The 17,079-nt window shown below is 64.0% G+C and carries 12 protein-coding genes; 5 read left to right on the top strand and 7 right to left on the bottom strand.

Going from position 1 to position 17,079, the window contains the following annotated elements; translation table 11 throughout:
- The first annotated feature begins 101 nt into the window (after positions 1-101).
- The 5 genes from ACFVY3_RS09730 to trxA all read left to right on the top strand — a co-directional run bounded on the left by ACFVY3_RS09730 (position 102) and on the right by trxA (position 6,043).
- The gene (locus tag ACFVY3_RS09730; RefSeq protein ID WP_290257121.1) at positions 102-653 is read left to right on the top strand and encodes an NUDIX hydrolase; all 552 of its coding nucleotides are present in this window, start codon (positions 102-104) and stop codon (positions 651-653) included.
- A gap of 62 nt (positions 654-715) precedes the next feature.
- The gene (gene murJ, locus ACFVY3_RS09725) at positions 716-2,839 is read left to right on the top strand and encodes a murein biosynthesis integral membrane protein MurJ (protein ID WP_400159569.1); all 2,124 of its coding nucleotides are present in this window, start codon (positions 716-718) and stop codon (positions 2,837-2,839) included.
- A 169-nt stretch (positions 2,840-3,008) separates the two neighbouring features.
- Positions 3,009-4,559 (top strand): ABC transporter substrate-binding protein, encoded by a 1,551-nt coding sequence (locus ACFVY3_RS09720; protein WP_400159568.1) that lies wholly within the window; start codon positions 3,009-3,011, stop codon positions 4,557-4,559.
- 161 nt (positions 4,560-4,720) lie between these two features.
- Entirely contained in the window at positions 4,721-5,680 is a 960-nt protein-coding gene (trxB, locus tag ACFVY3_RS09715) for a thioredoxin-disulfide reductase (protein WP_290257118.1), read from the top strand.
- Positions 5,681-5,716: 36 nt separating this feature from the next.
- On the top strand, positions 5,717-6,043 hold the full coding sequence (gene trxA, locus ACFVY3_RS09710; protein ID WP_290257117.1) for a thioredoxin: 327 nt from the start codon (positions 5,717-5,719) through the stop codon (positions 6,041-6,043).
- 5,434 nt (positions 6,044-11,477) lie between these two features.
- On the opposite strand, the gene ACFVY3_RS09705 is transcribed toward trxA, so the two are convergent.
- From ACFVY3_RS09705 to rnpA, 7 genes are all read right to left on the bottom strand, one after another.
- Positions 11,478-12,746, bottom strand: a complete 1,269-nt coding sequence (locus ACFVY3_RS09705) for a ParB/RepB/Spo0J family partition protein (RefSeq protein WP_364138084.1) — start codon at positions 12,744-12,746, stop codon at positions 11,478-11,480.
- A 68-nt stretch (positions 12,747-12,814) separates the two neighbouring features.
- On the bottom strand, positions 12,815-13,882 hold the full coding sequence (locus tag ACFVY3_RS09700) for a ParA family protein (RefSeq protein ID WP_364138081.1): 1,068 nt from the start codon (positions 13,880-13,882) through the stop codon (positions 12,815-12,817).
- Positions 13,883-13,967: 85 nt separating this feature from the next.
- Entirely contained in the window at positions 13,968-14,618 is a 651-nt protein-coding gene (gene rsmG, locus ACFVY3_RS09695; protein WP_290257309.1) for a 16S rRNA (guanine(527)-N(7))-methyltransferase RsmG, read from the bottom strand.
- Positions 14,619-14,635: 17 nt separating this feature from the next.
- Entirely contained in the window at positions 14,636-15,250 is a 615-nt protein-coding gene (locus ACFVY3_RS09690) for a R3H domain-containing nucleic acid-binding protein (RefSeq protein WP_290257114.1), read from the bottom strand.
- The gene (gene yidC / locus ACFVY3_RS09685; RefSeq protein ID WP_290257113.1) at positions 15,250-16,224 is read right to left on the bottom strand and encodes a membrane protein insertase YidC; all 975 of its coding nucleotides are present in this window, start codon (positions 16,222-16,224) and stop codon (positions 15,250-15,252) included. The genes ACFVY3_RS09690 and yidC overlap by 1 nt, the downstream gene beginning before the upstream one ends.
- 16 nt (positions 16,225-16,240) lie before the next feature.
- Complete coding sequence (gene yidD / locus ACFVY3_RS09680; protein WP_400159567.1) at positions 16,241-16,648, bottom strand: membrane protein insertion efficiency factor YidD; 408 nt, start codon at positions 16,646-16,648, stop codon at positions 16,241-16,243.
- The gene (gene rnpA / locus ACFVY3_RS09675; RefSeq protein ID WP_400159566.1) at positions 16,641-17,051 is read right to left on the bottom strand and encodes a ribonuclease P protein component; all 411 of its coding nucleotides are present in this window, start codon (positions 17,049-17,051) and stop codon (positions 16,641-16,643) included. The genes yidD and rnpA overlap by 8 nt, the downstream gene beginning before the upstream one ends.
- Positions 17,052-17,079: the final 28 nt, after the last annotated feature.

Genomic DNA, 17,079 nt, shown 5'->3' with positions numbered 1-17,079 from the left:
CGGCGGCCCGCGGGGGCGGGCCGAATCCGATTTTCCCGCCGTCCACTTTCCCGTCACGTTTAGGTCATCAAGTCCGGGCAAGAGTAGTTAGAGTGGACTTTATGGCCCACCCCGTACCGAGCGCTCCCGGCAGGAGGACGAACGCACCGTTGCCCTCGGCAATCGGTGGCAACGTCGCGCCGGCGCAGCAGCACGCGGGCCAGGCCTCCCTGCCTACCGTGGAGGAAGTTTCCGCGGGCGGCGTCGTGGTGGATACGTCCGACGCCGAACTGCGCGTGGCGATCATCGCCCGGCTCAACCGCGGCGGCCGCCTCGAGTGGTGCCTGCCGAAGGGCCACCCGGAAGGCAAGGAAAGCAACGAGGAAGCGGCCGTCCGCGAGATCGCCGAAGAGACCGGCATCGAGGGCAAGATCCTCGCCCCGCTGGGAAGCATCGACTACTGGTTCACCGTCAGCGGGCACCGGGTCCACAAGACGGTCCACCACTATCTGTTGCAGGCCACCGGCGGCGAACTGACCATTGAGAACGATCCCGACCAGGAAGCCGTGGACGTGGCGTGGGTGCCGCTGACGGAACTGGCGCGGAAATTGTCCTTCCCCAATGAGCGCCGCATCGCCGACCTCGCCCGCGAAGTCCTTCCCGACCACCGCTAGGACCACGTCCGTACGGGCCGCGGTTGCGCCTATTCGGCCGCCCGGGTGAGACGATGAGAATGATGTCTGCCGCCCAGCCCCAGCCCGAGAAGTCCGCACCCTCCGAAGCCGCCGCCCCCCAGGCCGCCCGCGCCGGAGAGGCCCGGTCCAGCGCCGTCATGGCCGCCGGGACCCTGGTCTCGCGGTTCCTCGGATTCGCCAAGACCTGGATGCTGGCGCTGGCCCTGGGCCTCGGCTCGACGGTCACCGACACGTTCATCAATGCCAACAACCTTCCCAACTTGATCTTCCTGTTGGTGGCCGGCGGCGTCTTCAACGCCGTCCTGGTCCCGCAGATCATCAAGGCCAGCAAGGGCCCGGACCGCGGCGCCGACTACATCAGCCGCCTGCTCACCCTGGCCGTCGTCGTGCTGTTGTCCCTGACGCTGGTGGTGACGCTGCTGGCGCCCACCGTGATTGACCTGACCACCCAGGGGTATTCACCGCAGCAGAAGTCCCTGGCCGTGGCGTTCGCGTTCTGGTGCCTGCCGCAGATCTTCTTCTACGGCCTCTATGCCCTGCTGACCCAGGTCCTGAACGCCAACGGCGCGTTCGGGCCCGCCATGTGGGCACCGATCCTGAACAACGTCGTCGCCATCGCCGGCCTCGGTATGTTCATCTGGATCCTCGGCACCAACGAGGCCAACCCGCACACGCTGGACAACTGGGGATCCTTCCAGACGTTGCTGGTGGCCGGGTTCTCCACCATCGGCGTCGTGGCGCAGACGGCCATCCTGATGATCCCCGTGCTGCGGCTCCGGCTGGGGCTGCGTCCCCGTTTCGGCTGGCGCGGGGTGGGGCTGGGACAGGCCGCCAAGCTCAGCGTGTGGACGCTGGCGACGGCGGCTGTGGGGCAGCTGGCCTTCCTCTACATCATGCGCATCGCGACCATCCCCGGCGCCGAACGCCTCCGGCTCCAGGCCGAAGGACAGACCGAGGCGGCCGCCACGCTTCCCGGCAACGCCGTGCTGGAGGTGGCCAGCCAGCTGTACCTGCTGCCGCACTCGATCATCGCCCTCTCGCTCGCCACGGTGCTCTTCAACCGGATGACCCGCGCCTCCCAGGACGGGGACCGGGCCGGACTCCGCCGCGCGCTCAGCCACGGCCTGCGCACCATGGCGGTGGCGACAGTCTTCGGTGCACTGGCCCTCTTCGCACTGGCCGGCCCGCTGGGCATGTTCTTCTCCGGCGGTGACCGGCAGGACGGGGTCATGCTGGCCCAGACCCTGACCATCCTGGCCCTCAGCACCCCGTTCATGAGCGCCAACTTCATGATGTCGCGGGTGTTCTACGCCAACGAGGACGCCCGCACCCCCTTCTACATCCAGCTGGTCCTGGCCCTGGTGAACGTGGTGGCGGCCTTCTTCATCCAGTTCCTGCCCTTCGACCGGATCATCTTCGCCATCGCACTCCTCTACACCGGCGGCAACATCCTCTCCGTGATCGTCAGCGCCGGCTTCCTTCGGCGGCTCCTGGGCCACCTGGACGGCCCGCGCGTCGCCAGTTCCTACATCAAGATGGGCTACGCGGCCCTCGGTTCGGCTATCGCCGGGACCGGCGCCCTCTGGCTGCTGGGCAGCTACAACCCGGACGGCTTCGCCTGGAGCGGCCGGATCGCCGCACTGGTGACCGTCGCCGTCGTCGGCCCCATCATGCTGGCCGTCTACTTCGTGCTGCTGCGGGTGCTGCGGGTGAGCGAGCTCCAGGACCTCCTGCAGCCGCTGCTGGGCAGGCTGCGCCGCCGCCCGGCCGCCGCGGGTGCGGCAGGCGCCGCAGGGACAGGGGCGGACGCCACGGGCGAGGCTGGTTCCGGCTCGGGCGAGGAAGTAGCCGGGGAGGTTCCGGCGGCACGGACCGCACCGGTCCGGACGGTCCCCCAGCGGGCCACCACCTCCCTGGACACCGGTCTCATCCCGCGGATCTCGGGAGAGTTCGATTCGGCGTCCTTCCGCGTGGGTCCGGACGTCCGCGAGGAGGACACCAGTGGCTGGGGCCCCGACGGCGGCTACCTCCCCGAGGAGGAACGGCCCGCCACGTCTCGGGGCGGGGCGGGCCAGACGGAGATTCCACTGCCGGGCCGCCGCACCTACCAGGGCGACCCCGGACGCAACCCGTACTTCCCGGACGGGCAGGGCAACAAAAAGTAAGCCGCACCCCGAACGGAGGCCGTGGTCACCGGGCGCAACACCAGCATCAGTTAGGATCGAAGACTAACAAGGGGAGTTGCAGACCTGGGGTCCACCGGCTTTACCGGGGGCCGGCGTTGACCGTTAACGTCACCGGGGCCGGCAGTTCCGGACAGCCTAGGAGGAACACGTGTCCCACCCGATCGATGTCGGATCAGTACTCGGCGGCCGCTACAAGGTGACCGCCACGGTTCTGACCTCGCATGACGAGGATCTGGTGCTGGACGGCGTGGACCAGGTGCTGAACCGTCCCGTGAGCATCCTCGTTGCTGGCCCGGGAAACGCCGACCAGGTGGCCCAGAGCGCCCGCGAGGTGGCCACCGGCGAACGCCCCGGACAGGTGCAGATCCTGGACCTCGGAGTCAGTGACGACGCCACCTACCTGATCACCAACCACACGTCCGCGGCTGACCTGCTGGACCTCGTGGTCAGCTCCAACCCGCCCTACGTGGAACCGTTCTTCACCGACACGCTGGGCAGTGAGATCTTCGGCCAGGCCCGGTCGAACGAGCCCGAAACCTATGACGGCCTCTACGACGACGAGGAAGTCGACGCCGGCTACATCAACTACGGCGACCAGCAGCAGCGGCCAGCCAACCAGCCGGTGGTTCCGCCGCGGCAGGCCCCCGCCCCGCCGGCAGCAGCGCCGAAGACGGAGCACCGGGGAGCCGGAGCGGCCGCCGCCGCAGGTGTTGCCGGAGCAGCCGCAGGCGCGGCCGCCGCGAAGGCAGCGAAACCGTCGAAGGCCCCGAAGACCGCGCCGCAGGACGCCGCGCCGCAGCCGACCGTGGCCAACCCGGTCCAGCCGGCACAGTCCGCGAAGGCCGCTCCGACGTCGTCGAACCCCAAGGTTTCCCTGTGGCAGGACGACGATTACGACGACGCCGTCCCGGACCAGCGCACGATGGCACGGGAGAAGTCCTCCGGCCCCGCAGCCGGCCGCGCCGCCGCAACCCTGCCCGCCTTTGCCCGCAAACCCGCCGCGGACGGCCCGGGGGACTACGACGACGATGACGATGACGCACCCCGCCGCGAGCCCCGCTCCATGCGGTGGCTGGTCGGCGCGTTGCTGGCCGCCGTCCTGGTCATCGGCCTGATCTTCGCGGTCACCAACCTGGGCGGCCTCTTCAAGGGCGGCACACCGCAGGCAGCGAAGACGACCTCAACTTCCACCGGTACCCCCGAGCAGTCCGGCACGCCATCGACGAGCCAGAGTGCCCCGCCGGCCGCGGTTCCGCCGGCGATCGAATCCGTGTCCCGCCAGGGCAACTTCGACTTTGCGGCCACCTACGACGGCGACCTGGTCAAGACGTACGACGGCAACGCCGCCAGCTACTGGTCCGACATGGAATTCGCCACCGACGCCTGGGGCGGCTTCGCTCCGGACGGCGTCCCGCTGGTGGTCAAGCTCAAGGGCCCGGCCAAGGTCTCCTCCGTCACGCTCAGCCAGCTCGGTGCCTCCGGCGGCAACATCAGCGTCTACACCGCCGACCAGCCCTCGCTCGACGGCGCCAAGCTGGTGGGCAGCAACAGCTTCACCTCGCCGGAGTTGACGCTGCCGTTGCAGGAACCGGTGACCGCGCAGTACGTCATCATCCAGATCAAGAACCTGCCGAAGCTGGCCGCCCCGAAGACCCGCTACGGCTTCGGCCTGCGGCTCGCGGAGATCAAGGTCCAGTAGCCGTTCCGGGCCGTCCCGGCGGCCTCACACCGGTACCCTAGAAGGACGGGGCTAGGCCCCGTCCAAAGGCGTACGCGGAATATTCACCCGGTGCGCTTAGTTGTGCCATGTGGCCGGCCAACCTGGCGGGTGCATCGACAAAGGAAGAGGTTCACCGTTCAGTGAGCAACGCAGAAAACACCGCGTCCGAAGTACGTGATGTCATCATCGTCGGCTCGGGGCCGGCCGGCTATACCGCCGCGGTGTACACGGCACGCGCCAACCTGAAGCCCCTGCTCCTGGCGGGCTCCGTCACCGCCGGTGGCGAACTGATGAACACCACCGACGTCGAGAACTACCCCGGGTTCCCCGAGGGCATCATGGGTCCTGACCTGATGGAGAACTTCGAGAAGCAGGCTGCCCGGTTCGGCACGGAGATCCAGTTCGAGGACGTCACAGAGCTGGACCTCGACGGCGACATCAAGACCGTCACCATTGCGACGGGGGAGACCTTCCGCGCACGGTCCATCATCCTGTCCACCGGGTCCGCCTACCGCGAACTGGGCCTGGCCAACGAAAAGCGCCTCTCCGGCCACGGCGTCAGCTGGTGTGCAACCTGCGACGGTTTCTTCTTCAAGGATCAGGACATCGCCGTGATCGGCGGTGGCGACTCCGCCATGGAAGAGGCACTCTTCCTCACCAAGTTTGCCCGCTCCGTCACCGTGGTTCACCGCCGCGATACGCTGCGCGCGTCCAAGATCATGGCCGACCGCGCCCTGGCCCACGAGAAGATCAACTTCGTCTGGAACACCGGCGTCGAGGATGTCCTCGGTGGCGACAAGGTCACCGGACTCCGGGTGAAGAACCTGCTGGACGGCACCGAGTCCGAGCTGGCCGTGACCGGCGTCTTCGTCGCGATCGGCAACGATCCCCGCACTGACCTGGTCAAGGGCAAGCTGGATCTCACCCCGGAGGGCACCATCGCCGTCGAGGGCCGGTCTTCGAAGACCAGCGTCAAGGGTGTCTTCGCCGCCGGCGACGTCATCGACCCGACCTACCGCCAGGCCATCACCGCCTCCGGTTCCGGCTGTGTCGCCGCCGTCGACGTCGAGCACTACCTCGCAGACCTTCCGGTCGCCTAGAACAGCACGCTACCCCTCCACGAAAAGGACAAGGTTATGAGCAACGCAAAAGACGTAACAGACGCAAGCTTCAGCACCGACGTGCTCGCTTCCGACAAGCCGGTCATCGTCGACTTCTGGGCCGAATGGTGCGGCCCGTGCCGCAAGCTGGGCCCCATCCTGGACGAGATCTCGGTCGAGTACAGCGAAAAGGTCGACGTGGTCAAGGTCAACGTCGATGACAACCCGGCCATCGCGGCTGAATACGGCATCACCTCGATTCCGGCCGTCTACCTCTTCCAGGGTGGCGAAGTGAAGGGCAGCGTCATCGGCGCCCGCCCCAAGCAGTACTTCGAGAAGGAATTTGCGGACGTCCTGTCCTAGTTCCTCCTGACCGGCACCGGCCGGTCTCAGCACGACGACGGCGGCTCTCCCCACTAGGGGAGGGTCGCCCTTTCGTTTCTGTTCCGATGAGAGAGATATCGCGGTTGGCGCGACTATTATCGCTTGGCTGCCTGGTTCCACTCAGCCGGGTGTGCGTTATTCTGGCTGGATATCAACCGAATATGTTGGTATATACAGAGCGTATTTCCGTAAAGCTCCAGACACCCCATGCCACGGGGGCTGCGTCCTAGAGCCACCAGGAGTACCTCGACGAACAGGTCAATTTCTTCGGTGAATCCAGGAAGTGATCGACTTGGTCGTCAACACCTTGGCATCATTACCCGTCATGCGGAGTGTCGACACCGTCGTGTTTCACGTGAAACATGCAGTAGCAGCACTGGGCTCCGGCGGATGAAAACGGACTCACCGCAACTGAACTCATATTGCCGCAACCTTCCGGAGCAACACTTGTCCGGAACTGGAGTGACAATTCACTGTTTCACGTGGAACATGACCAGGGCATGTGCGTACATTTCGAGTCACCCTGAACTAGCTGGTGGCACTCCTGGCGGCATTCCTTGAGTCTCGCATACCAGGGAGTGAGTTCGCCGCAGATTGGACCCATCTCAGCCACGTTTGGGCTAAGGTCGCCTGGATCGAAGCCGCTGGACTGCCTTCTGACATCTTAATCCGGTTCGTCCATCTGCTCCAGTCCTCTAGAGAAGTGATCAGCCCCGCAGAAGAACTGAATCTTTGATTCAGGAACCCCGATCACTGCCATGCGAACCACATTCTAAGCTCCGAAATAGTTATCATCCAACAAATACTGTTTAGATTCCTATCGGAGAGCAATCTACCCTAAGTCATCTCTACTCACTTCTTCCATTAGGGGCATAACTGCCGCCCACGAGTCACTCACGGCCAGGGTGTACGCGGCGGCTGCTGGCGCGCGAGACGAGTCAATTCATCTGTTTGGGCCTGTTTCACGTGAAACGTCCAATGCCAGTAGTGGGAAGCCCTATGGAGGTAGGCCTCCGGAGGCAGGACATCAAAGCAACCCCACCGCGGTCGCAGGTACCGGGGATCAGGTTCCGGAGTGAAAATGACCATCCAGACCATGCCCGAGCCTTGTTTCACGTGAAACCCTCACAACCCTTCCCAGTCACCACCTCCACCCATCCCTGTGCCCAGAGGGGGGTGGGCGGCGAGAGGGGCAGAGCGAGTCTCCCAGCAGACGACGAGGGTGATACGAGGGCAGTGCTCCCAGTGGCGAATCCAACGGTCGGCCCGAAACCGGAGGATCAGGGAGGCCATTGTAAGTGTGGGAGTACGCTACCCAGGCTGAAGCGCTAATCCTCAGCCTTGCTTCGGGTGATCCACCTATCCAGGCCCGATACTGCTCAGGGACCTTCAAAGGCGCGAGTTGTGGGCCGCTTCGACCTACGACGGTCCACCTCATGACACCGGGCAGTCAGCTGGAAATGATCAGGTATTCAAGCCGACGGCGGTAACCGTCAGTTACGGGATGATCAGGTGAAGTTGAGAAGCTTCGGCGGGGTTGGGTTAGAGGGACGCGTACGCCCACGCACTTAGCGAATGGCCCCAGGTGGGGGATCGGTAGCCATGAGCAATCAAGGCCGTGCTCCACTTTCCCGCCCTGCTGCGGTGTAAAGATGTTGGAGGGACCCCAACATCTTGGTATCGACAACTAGCCTGTAGAGCCCCCAGGTCGATGGCGTCTATGAATTCCTTGCGCAACTGACTCCCGACAGGGACCCACCTGACCATAGGGACCTACGAGAAAAATCCTGCTACGCGCTCGATTCAGGGAATGAACGGAACCACAGTGCTCCCTGGGGAGGACAGCAGGATGGGTCCGTTCAAGCCGAGCCGAGGTTGGTCGCTTATCATCCAACCTGGGTGCCCCTCACCCTTATGGGTCGGCTGCGCCAGTTGGGCACGTAGTGTTCTGCTAGCGGCATCAGTGTGGGCCTGACGCCCGCGCGAGGCACTCGTCCCCAGGGCCAGATCATCCTGAGCAACACACGACAAGCCCCCATGAGAGCGGCCGACTGCCATTCCGGGGGAGCCCGTCCTGGTCGTGGCTAACCCGAAGCGCCATGTACCTCAGCAGGACCGGCGCATCCCAACGGAACTTGCCTGAGGCGACGCATCGGACTGAGGACGCCGTCCAGTCGTCTGGCCCTTACCGAACCATCTCTTGCTGGTCACTCTGCGTCGCAGAGGGGCCAGTTCGGGCAATTAATCTCAGGCGCCATCGACATTGCCGGTAGCAACTAGATTGCCGTCGCTCACTCGACTGTAGTGACCATTCCCTCCATAGACACAGGGGGAGTGCAGGAGCATCTGCGCCGGCAGCCCTATGCTCGAATCCCTCAGCCCAGAGGCCCCGAAACCCTACGGCGAAGTCTTGGGGCCGCCCCGCTGTAACGGTGACAGCCGTGGATATCAGCGCCAACGGGCGCCAGCATTCAATCACCAAGTCCATTCTCGGGCGTCTCCAAGCGTGGATATCCACTGTGGCTATCCACAGCGATATCCACAGTCCTCCGAGAGATTGCACACAGTCTTATCCACAGCCTCGCGATGCCTCATCAACAGTTCCCCTTGAGGGCGGGTCGGCCCGGACCAATCTCGCAGATGAGGAGAGGGCCGTCTCGTGGAGAAACGGAGTTGTTTGTTTTGTTAGATGGCCGGGCCGCCGGCGGAAAGTTAACCCATTTGTGGCGAGACTTCGGCCAGTTCTGGGGATATTCGGCCGCACTCTGCCCGGCGGCAGCGTTTCACGTGATACAAGCGCTGTCGCGGCTACTCCCACCGCTTACTTCACCCCCCAAGCAATATTCTCGGGTACTCACATCTGAGACCATTTAGACCACGATGTCCGCGGATCTTTCCACAAAGTTATCCACAGCAATATCCACCGGCAAATTGGCTCTCAGAACCTGTGGTGATGGCTGCGAAGTTCGCCCTCGGCCGGTACCGATTCAACCCACTCAGGCAAACGCGAAACCGTCGCTACCGAGTTCTGGAAATCACTGGCGACTCATCGATGACATCCACCCTCCGGCGGCACGCCGTTAGTCGTCGTTACCTGCTCACCGTCTTGCCGGTATCGACATTGGCCATGCCTTACAAACCTGACGAGCAACTCCCATCCAGATATCGTCGGCCCCGGTTACGAGTTCAGCCGCCGCGGGCAGGGGAGCCGGCTTCCGGGGTGTGGAGTCCGCCGTGTGGCTCGGCCGTCCACGTGCTTGGGTCGAAGATCCGCACTCGGTTCTCCCCGGGCCGGCGTCCCGGGGCCGGTGTCCGTGGTCCGGCGTCCGGCGTCCGGGGGCAAGTGTCCGGGGGCCGGCATCCGGCGTCCGGGGGCCAGCGTCCGTGTTCCGGCATCCGACTCTGGGTTTCGGTTTCGGAGCTCTGAGGTCCGAGGTCCCAAGTCGGAAGTCGTGGGGGAGACTCTCCGTTGCGCGGCCCTGAAAAGACCTTGCCTATTAGGAGCCGACATCCGATCAACTAGCCTTGGGACTCCAGCAAGCATGTTGTCCCAGGCTGCCTGCTCTATGCGCCCCTTCGAACATAACCAGACAGGACTGGGCAGCTGACCCCGATACCTGGCGCTTGCCGCAGATCAGTACCGCACATGAGAACAAAAGGCCACGACCTAGCCACGGGCAGTCTGTACAAGCCACTGATGCACCCGCCGAGCACGATGATCCCATCGAGAGCACTTTGGCGAGAACAAGCAGGGGGAGTGCGGCGCGGAACGAGAGTCGGCTAGTCGGAAGATGCTCTGCGGGATCCGCTCTCGGTCGCTGAGGCAATCTTCAGTAGCCGGAGCCCACTGATGCCGCAGTACATTAATCAGACTCGAGGTGGCACCCATAGGTTCAGGAGCGCACAACACTCAGGGTTGGGCGTCAGAGCGTCGACGAGCCCAGGAGCTCGCACACCTCCTTGAGCGCCCTGCAGACCCAAGTCTGAAGCCAGGTCGCCCTAGTACTAAAGGTAGCGCCGCGGCTATCCCGGGAGACCGTCAGTAGGCGGCCCAGCCTCCCCACCCGGACAGCACCTCAGCCTCCCGTCGGGACGGATGCCTAGAACCTGGATTCTAGGACAGTAGCATCGAGCCGACGCAAACCGTTTCACGTGAAACATGTACACAGATCCATGATTGATTTGTAGGCTCCAGGCTTTTCATCCACGGCCTTCGCGCTTGTAGTCGAGACCTATCCTTCGCGGAACTGCGACGTTGTCTGCGGAACGCAGAGATGTGGATCGACCTGTCCAAGGAGGCCACAGCACATCGCGCCTGCAGACCTTTCGGAACTCTGAGGGAGGACCTACATCGCAATATGTACGCCGACGTCTCGGAACCTGGCCCATTAAGCATCAATCCACTCATCAGGCTCATGGGCGGGGACCTTGTTTCACAGCATCGAAAACAGCAGCCCCAAATGGAGGCAAGCCGAAGGCTGCCTTGGTTGATCCCTCAGTATCTCTTGATCGCCGCTAAGGCCCCCTAACATCAGAACGCCTAGGCGCCCCCGACAGGGGATGAGCACCCGAACAACAACAGCAAATCCGCCGCAGACTACCGAGCGCGAATAGCGACCAATCACCCAACTGCGCCTCGCCTCAAGCAATCCCTACGCACACCTCGCCCCACAACAAGTTCAAACCTAGTGGCACGAGAGGAGACCTACCGAGCCCGCCCAACGAGGTTTTGGCCTGGCCAAACCGACGAATAGGGGGTTGCTGGAGCCAAAGGTGGACTGTAACCGCCTCGAATGCGTCCGGAGAACCACAGTCGGCAGGGAAACTCAATGCGCCCCAGGGCAGGCCTAGAAGGCACCGTACAGCGCTGCAGAAGCAGGAAGGCGTCCACCGCCCACGTCCAGCTCGAAGAGGGCTAGAAAGCGACATCCGGGCAATCTAAGCAGCCCTCTATGGTCATCATCATCCGGTAAACCCACAATCCGGTCTGACGTCAGGACAGGGACTCCCGGGCCCGGCACGCAGCCGACGGGGCGCCCCCAGACTCCCAGGCCCCTGGCCGTGCGCCAAGCAGCACACCGCGCCGCCGCACGCCCACAAAAGAGGCTCGGTCTGGGTGGCCTCATCGACCCAAGCCGGTAGGAAAACCAGGATCACGCAAGCTACTGCGTGCGCGCAGGCCGGTACGTAGGATTTCTTGAACTGGGTAGGCCAACCGACATGCCGTTACTGCCACCAGGCTCGTACCTTCAACACCGGTGACCCTGGTGGGTACGAACGAGGGATTCGCACCCAGTGTGGACGTCATGACCACCCAACAGCCACGAACACGTAGAGCAACCAGCCGGCGCTGGGCACACAAAAGAGGGCCCGTCTCACACGAATCGGACCCTCTTGAAGATGAATGAAAACCCTAGGTTGGATTGCCCGGCGTCAGCACATCCATGATGCGGTTCAGGTCTTCCACGCTGGCGAACTCGATGCTGACGCGTCCCTTGCGCGCACCGAGGGAGATCTTCACGTTGGTATCCAGACGGTCCGAGAGCGACGATGCCAGGTAGTCCAGACGTTCGTGCCGTGCACCGGGGCGGGGGATGTTGTTCTTGGCCGGGGCAGCGGGGCTCTGGTAGAGAGTGACGGCCTCCTCAGTGGCCCGGACAGACATGCCCTCGGCGACAATCTTCTGGGCCAGCCGTTCCATCGCGGCGGCGTCCGGAAGTGCCAGCAGGGCGCGGGCATGCCCGGCCGACAGCACACCGGCTCCAACACGGCGCTGTACCAACGGCGGGAGCTTCAGCAGACGCAGGGTGTTGGACACCTGCGGACGGGACCGGCCGATTCGGTCCGCCAACTGCTCGTGAGTGGTACCGAAGTCTTCCAGCAGCTGCTGGTATGCAGCGGCCTCTTCCAGCGGGTTGAGCTGGCTGCGGTGAAGGTTTTCAAGCAGTGCGTCCCGAAGGAGGTCATCATCGGTGGTGTCACGGACGATTGCGGGGATGGTTTCGAGGCCGGCGGCCTGTACTGCCCTCCACCGGCGTTCACCCATGACCAGCTCGTAGGGTTCTCCACCTTCTTCGGTTGAAGTTCGGACGACAATTGGCTGGAGGACGCCGATTTCACGAACGGAGTGAACGAGCTCCGCCATGTCGTCCTCATCAAAGACAGATCGCGGCTGTTTGCGGTTGGGGTGGATATCGCCGACCGGAATTTCAGCGAAGCGGACCCCGGGGACCGCAACCAGGTCCACGCCGTTATCGGCAGCCGGAAGCTCGGGCTCGGACTCTTCAAGCGCAGGGGCCTCGGCCGCCACCTTCGATGCGGCCGCACGATTCCGTCCGGAGGTGCCCGGACCAGCCGGGGCGGCAGACTTACCCTTCGCCGCGGCGGCAGGCTTCCGGGTGGCTGCCTTAGTGGTCGTGTCCGACGGAGCCGGTCGGGACGTCGTCGTCTCCTCCGGCCCAGCAGATGTGGACGCAGCAGACTCGGGGGCAGCAGCATCAGGGGTTGCCTCTACCGGGGCTTCCTCGACAGCCGGCGCCTCGCCGGAGCGCTTGCTGGCCGGCGGGAAAAACAGATCCACGGGCCGGGACGGGGCCGCACCGTTTCCGGAGGCGTTAGCCGAGGCGGAACTTGGAATCAGTGCGCCAAGTCCGCGGCCCAGGCCGCGTCGCTTATCGCTCATGGATAAATCCCTCCATTGGAAGAGCGCGGCATGCTCCGGCTCTGGCTAGTGCAATTGTTGAGAAGATTCTAACGTTCGGCGATTTCAGCGGCGGCTTCCAAGTAGGACAGCGCGCCGCTGGACGACGGATCATAGGTCATGACCGTCTGCTGGTAACTGGGTGCCTCCGAAATGCGCACGGAGCGGGGAACCACGGCACTCAGAACCTGCTCGGGGAAGTGCTCACGAACCTCCGCGGCCACCTGGGCGGCGAGGTTGGTACGGCCGTCATACATGGTCAGCAGAATGGTCGAGACCACCAGGTCGGCATTGAGGTGCTTCTGGATCATCTCAATGTTCTTCAGCAGCTGGCTCAGACCTTCCAATGCGTAGTACTCGCACTGGATGGGAATGAGGACTTCACTGGCGGCGCAGAAAGCATTGACCGTCAGGAGACCAAGGCTCGGCGGGCAGTCAATGAAGATGTAGTCCAGCCGCTCCTCGCCGTTCTTGGCGCGTTCCTTGGCGTAGACGTCGATCGCCCGGCGGAGCCGCTGCTCCCGTGCCACCAGGCTGACGAGCTCGATCTCGGCTCCGGCCAGGTGGATGGTGGCCGGTGCACAGATCAGCTTGGCGATGTCCGGGCACGGTGCGACAACGTCCTGCAACGGAACATCGTTGATAAGCACGTCGTAGATGCTGTCGACATCGGCATGGTGTTCGATGCCAAGGGCGGTGGAGGCGTTGCCCTGCGGGTCGATGTCGATGACAAGCACGTTGAGCCCGGCCGCGGCCAGCGCTGCGGCGATGTTCACCGTGGTGGTGGTCTTGCCGACGCCGCCCTTCTGGTTGGACACGGTGAAGATGCGGGTCTTCTCCGGCTTTGGCAGTTGCCGGCCCAGGAGGCGCTCCCGGCGTTTGTTTTCGTGGGCGAGTTCCCGTGCAATCGGGCTGGAGTCATCAATCGAATCCAGTACATTGCCGGTAGACATCGCCGAGGTTTCACGTGAAACCGACGAGGAAGATGAGCTGCTTGCAACCAAAGAAGGTTTGCTTATGGCGGAGGAATGAGAGGCAGCAGGCGCCATGAACGATCGTGCAGACCCCAGGGACACAAACGGCGGAATCCGTTGCGCGGAGGCTTCGCTACTGCTCACTTGACACTCTCACTCTCGCTCGGCGTTGACTGCCGCTAACTAGCCTAACCTCTTACCCCTCAACACAGCGGGCGCCGGGCGGACGCTACGCCTTCTTTAGGGGCTTATTCACTACGATGCGGACCACGGTGGTGGGCTCCTCAAGGAGATCCTCCCCGACAACCACGACGGACGTGTCCACGCCCCCCAGTTTGCGGATGGTCTTTGCGGCTTTTTCGATCTCTTCACCGGCGCTGCGGCCCTTGATGGCCACGACTTCACCCTTGCCCTGGAGCAGCGGGATAGTAAGCCCGGCCAAGTTGGTCAGGGCGGATACCGCGCGCGCGGTGACCACGTCGGCGTCGACCTGTCCCACGGCCAGCTCGGCACGGGTGCGCATCACCGTGACGTTGTCCAGACCGAGGTCATCGACCACTTCCTGCAACCAGATCACGCGCCGCTCCAGCGGCTCGATGAGTGTCAGTTCAAGGTCCGGACGGGCGATGGCCAGGCATAGCCCCGGGAGCCCGGCTCCGCTGCCGACGTCGGCCACGTGTTTGCCGGGCGCAATCTCACGTTCGATCACGGCACAGTTCAGCACGTGCCGGCTCCACAGTCGGGGCACCTCACGCGGGCCGATCAGGCCGCGTTCGGTACCGGACGTGGCGAGGTGCTCCACATAGCGCCGGGCCAGGTCCAGCCGGTCACCAAAAATCGCTTCGGCGGCCTTGAGTTCGGCCGCGGTAATCTCCACCATCATGCTGCTCTGCGGAGTCACTCTGCGGAGACAACGATGTGCCGCTGGGCACCCTCGCCCTCGGACTCGCTGACGAAGCCTAGGTCCGCGACGGCGTCATGCACGATTTTGCGCTCGTAAGCGCTCATCGGCTTCAGCGCCACCGGACCACCGCTCTCCTTGACCGAAGCGATGGCATCCTCGGCAATCTGCTGCAGGTCGCCGGCACGGTCCGTGCGGTACCCGTTGATGTCCAGGACCAGCCGGGAGCGGTTCTCCGTGGCGGCGAGGACGGCCAGACGGGTCAGTTCTTGCAGGGCCTCCAGCACCTCACCGTCGCGGCCCACGAGGTTCTCCAAGCCGGAGTTGTCCTCCTCGGCCACGATCGAGATGTAGGTCCGGCCGTTGCGCACCTCGATGTCGATGTCACCGTCGATATCCGCGATGTCCAGGAGTTCCTCGAGGTAGTCGGCGGCGACGTCGCCTTCCTCCTCCAAGCGGCTGGCGGTGTTGCTCTTGCCCGCGGGCTGGCCGGCTTCGGTATCCGTGGCTTCCGGGGCTTCAGCATCGTTGCTGGGCGCGGCCTCGTCGCGGACGTCTTCCTGGGACAGCGGCTCGGCGGCAATGGCGTGGTCGGTGCTCTCGGCAGGCATTACTTCCTCTTCCTGTTCTTGCGCTGGGGCTGGACGCGCTGGCTCTTAGCGACGGCGGCGCTGGCAGCGGCTTCCGCCTCTGCCTCGGCGTCGGCCTTCTTCGCACCCAGCAGGGGCAGGTTGGGCAGGCCCTTGGCGGCACGGCGCTCGGCCAGGGCCTTGGCGGCGGGGGAACCGGGGGTGGGCATGCGACGGATCACGAAGAACTGCTGGCCCATGGTCCACAGGTTGGTGGTGGTCCAGTAGATGAGGACACCGATGGGGAAGTTGATGCCGCCGACGCCGAAGACCAGCGGCAGGATGTAGAGCATCATCTTCTGCTGACGCATGAAGGGGCTGGCCATGGCGTCTTCAGACATGTTCTTGGCCATGATCTGCTTCTGCGTGATGAACTGCGAGGCGGTCATCGCCAGGATCATGACGATCGAGAGGATCCAGACTGCGGTCTGGTTTCCGCCGCCGCCGTGGAGCAGCGAGGCGGACAGCGGAGCACCGAAGATGCTGGATTCGTCGAACTGCCGGACCTGGTCGATGTTCATCGCGCCGATGCCCGTGCCTCCGGCCTTGGCGGAGCTGATGCCGGAGAGAACCTGGAAGAGGGCGAAGAAGAACGGCATCTGGATCAGCATGGGGAGGCACGCGGAGAACGGGTTGGTCCCGTGCTTCTTGTACATCGCCATCTGTTCCTGCGCCATGGCCTGGCGGGAAAGCTGGTCGGTCTTGCCCTTGTACTTGTCCTGGAGCTTCTTCAGGTCCGGCTGCAGCAGCTGCATGCCGCGCTGGGCCTTGATCTGCTTGACGAAGACGGGGATCAGCGCGGCGCGGATGACCAGCACCAGGCCGATGATGGACAGGGTCCAGGTCCAGCCGTTGGCTGCAGGCAGGCCAATGAAGCTCAGTCCGTCGTGGAAGCCGATCATGATGGCCGATACCAGCCACTTGAACGGGGCCAGAATTGCTCCAAAGATGTCCATACGTTATTCCTCTTCGTCAGGCCGCGGGGCGGCCTTCTCCATCAGACTGTGCCGCCAGGTACTTGTCCGGGTTGTTCAGCACGACAATTCGGGGGGTGTGGCCGGCGGGCCACTCCCGGTGACCGGCGGGGACATGGTCCACACCGCCGGAATTCCATGGGTGGCAACGCAGCAGCCGGCGTACCGCCAGCCCGGTGCCCTTGACCGCCCCATGGACCGTCACCGCTTCCAGCGCATAGGCGGAGCAGCTCGGAAAGAATCGGCAGACCTGGCCGTACAGCGGAGACACAACCTTGCGGTAGGCCATCAACAGCAGAATGATCAGGTTGCGGGGCAGGTGCCACAGCGCGCGGCCCAACCAGGCGGCGGCCGCGGACACGCGCGGTGCAGGACCGGGGACGACGGCGGCATCTCGATTACGCACGCGGTGTCCCTTCCTGTGGTGTCTCACTCGAAACCTTGGCAACGGCCTGCGGCGCGCGGCCGGCCAGCCGCTTGAGGGTTGCTTCCAAGGCGGCATCGTAGTCACTACGCAGGGTCTCCCAGCCGGCGGACGCCGACGCGGGCAGGGCCCTGACGACGATGGCAAATCCGACGGGATAAGTGCGCAGCGACAACGCACCGGCTTCTCTCAGTCTCCTCTTAACGAGGTTCCTGACAACAGCGTTCCCGACACTCTTGGAAACGATGAAGCCGATGCGGCTAGGTTCGCCGTCAGGTAAAGCTGCCGTATATAACACTAAGTTCCGGCGTCCATTGCGGACGCCGGAACGTACAGTTGTTGAAAAATCGGTAGAGGTCCTCAGACGGTTCCGGGTGGCTAGCACCGCTCAACTCGCAAAAGGGTGATGACCG

Source organism: Arthrobacter sp. BPSS-3, from assembly GCF_044628475.1.
Lineage (GTDB): Bacteria > Actinomycetota > Actinomycetes > Actinomycetales > Micrococcaceae > Arthrobacter.
Note: the sequence above shows the minus strand (reverse complement) of the source record. Positions and strands in the feature narration are given on the sequence as shown.

Excerpts from the sequence above, each read along its gene's own strand:
- ACFVY3_RS09730 (WP_290257121.1), top strand. The coding sequence starts at position 102 with ATGGCCCACCCCGTACCGAGCGCTCCCGGCAGGAGGACGAACGCACCG.
- murJ (WP_400159569.1), top strand. The coding sequence starts at position 716 with ATGTCTGCCGCCCAGCCCCAGCCCGAGAAGTCCGCACCCTCCGAAGCC.
- trxA (WP_290257117.1), top strand. The coding sequence starts at position 5,717 with ATGAGCAACGCAAAAGACGTAACAGACGCAAGCTTCAGCACCGACGTG.
- ACFVY3_RS09705 (WP_364138084.1), bottom strand. The coding sequence starts at position 12,746 with ATGAGCGATAAGCGACGCGGCCTGGGCCGCGGACTTGGCGCACTGATT.
- rsmG (WP_290257309.1), bottom strand. The coding sequence starts at position 14,618 with ATGGTGGAGATTACCGCGGCCGAACTCAAGGCCGCCGAAGCGATTTTT.
- ACFVY3_RS09690 (WP_290257114.1), bottom strand. The coding sequence starts at position 15,250 with ATGCCTGCCGAGAGCACCGACCACGCCATTGCCGCCGAGCCGCTGTCC.
- yidC (WP_290257113.1), bottom strand. The coding sequence starts at position 16,224 with ATGGACATCTTTGGAGCAATTCTGGCCCCGTTCAAGTGGCTGGTATCG.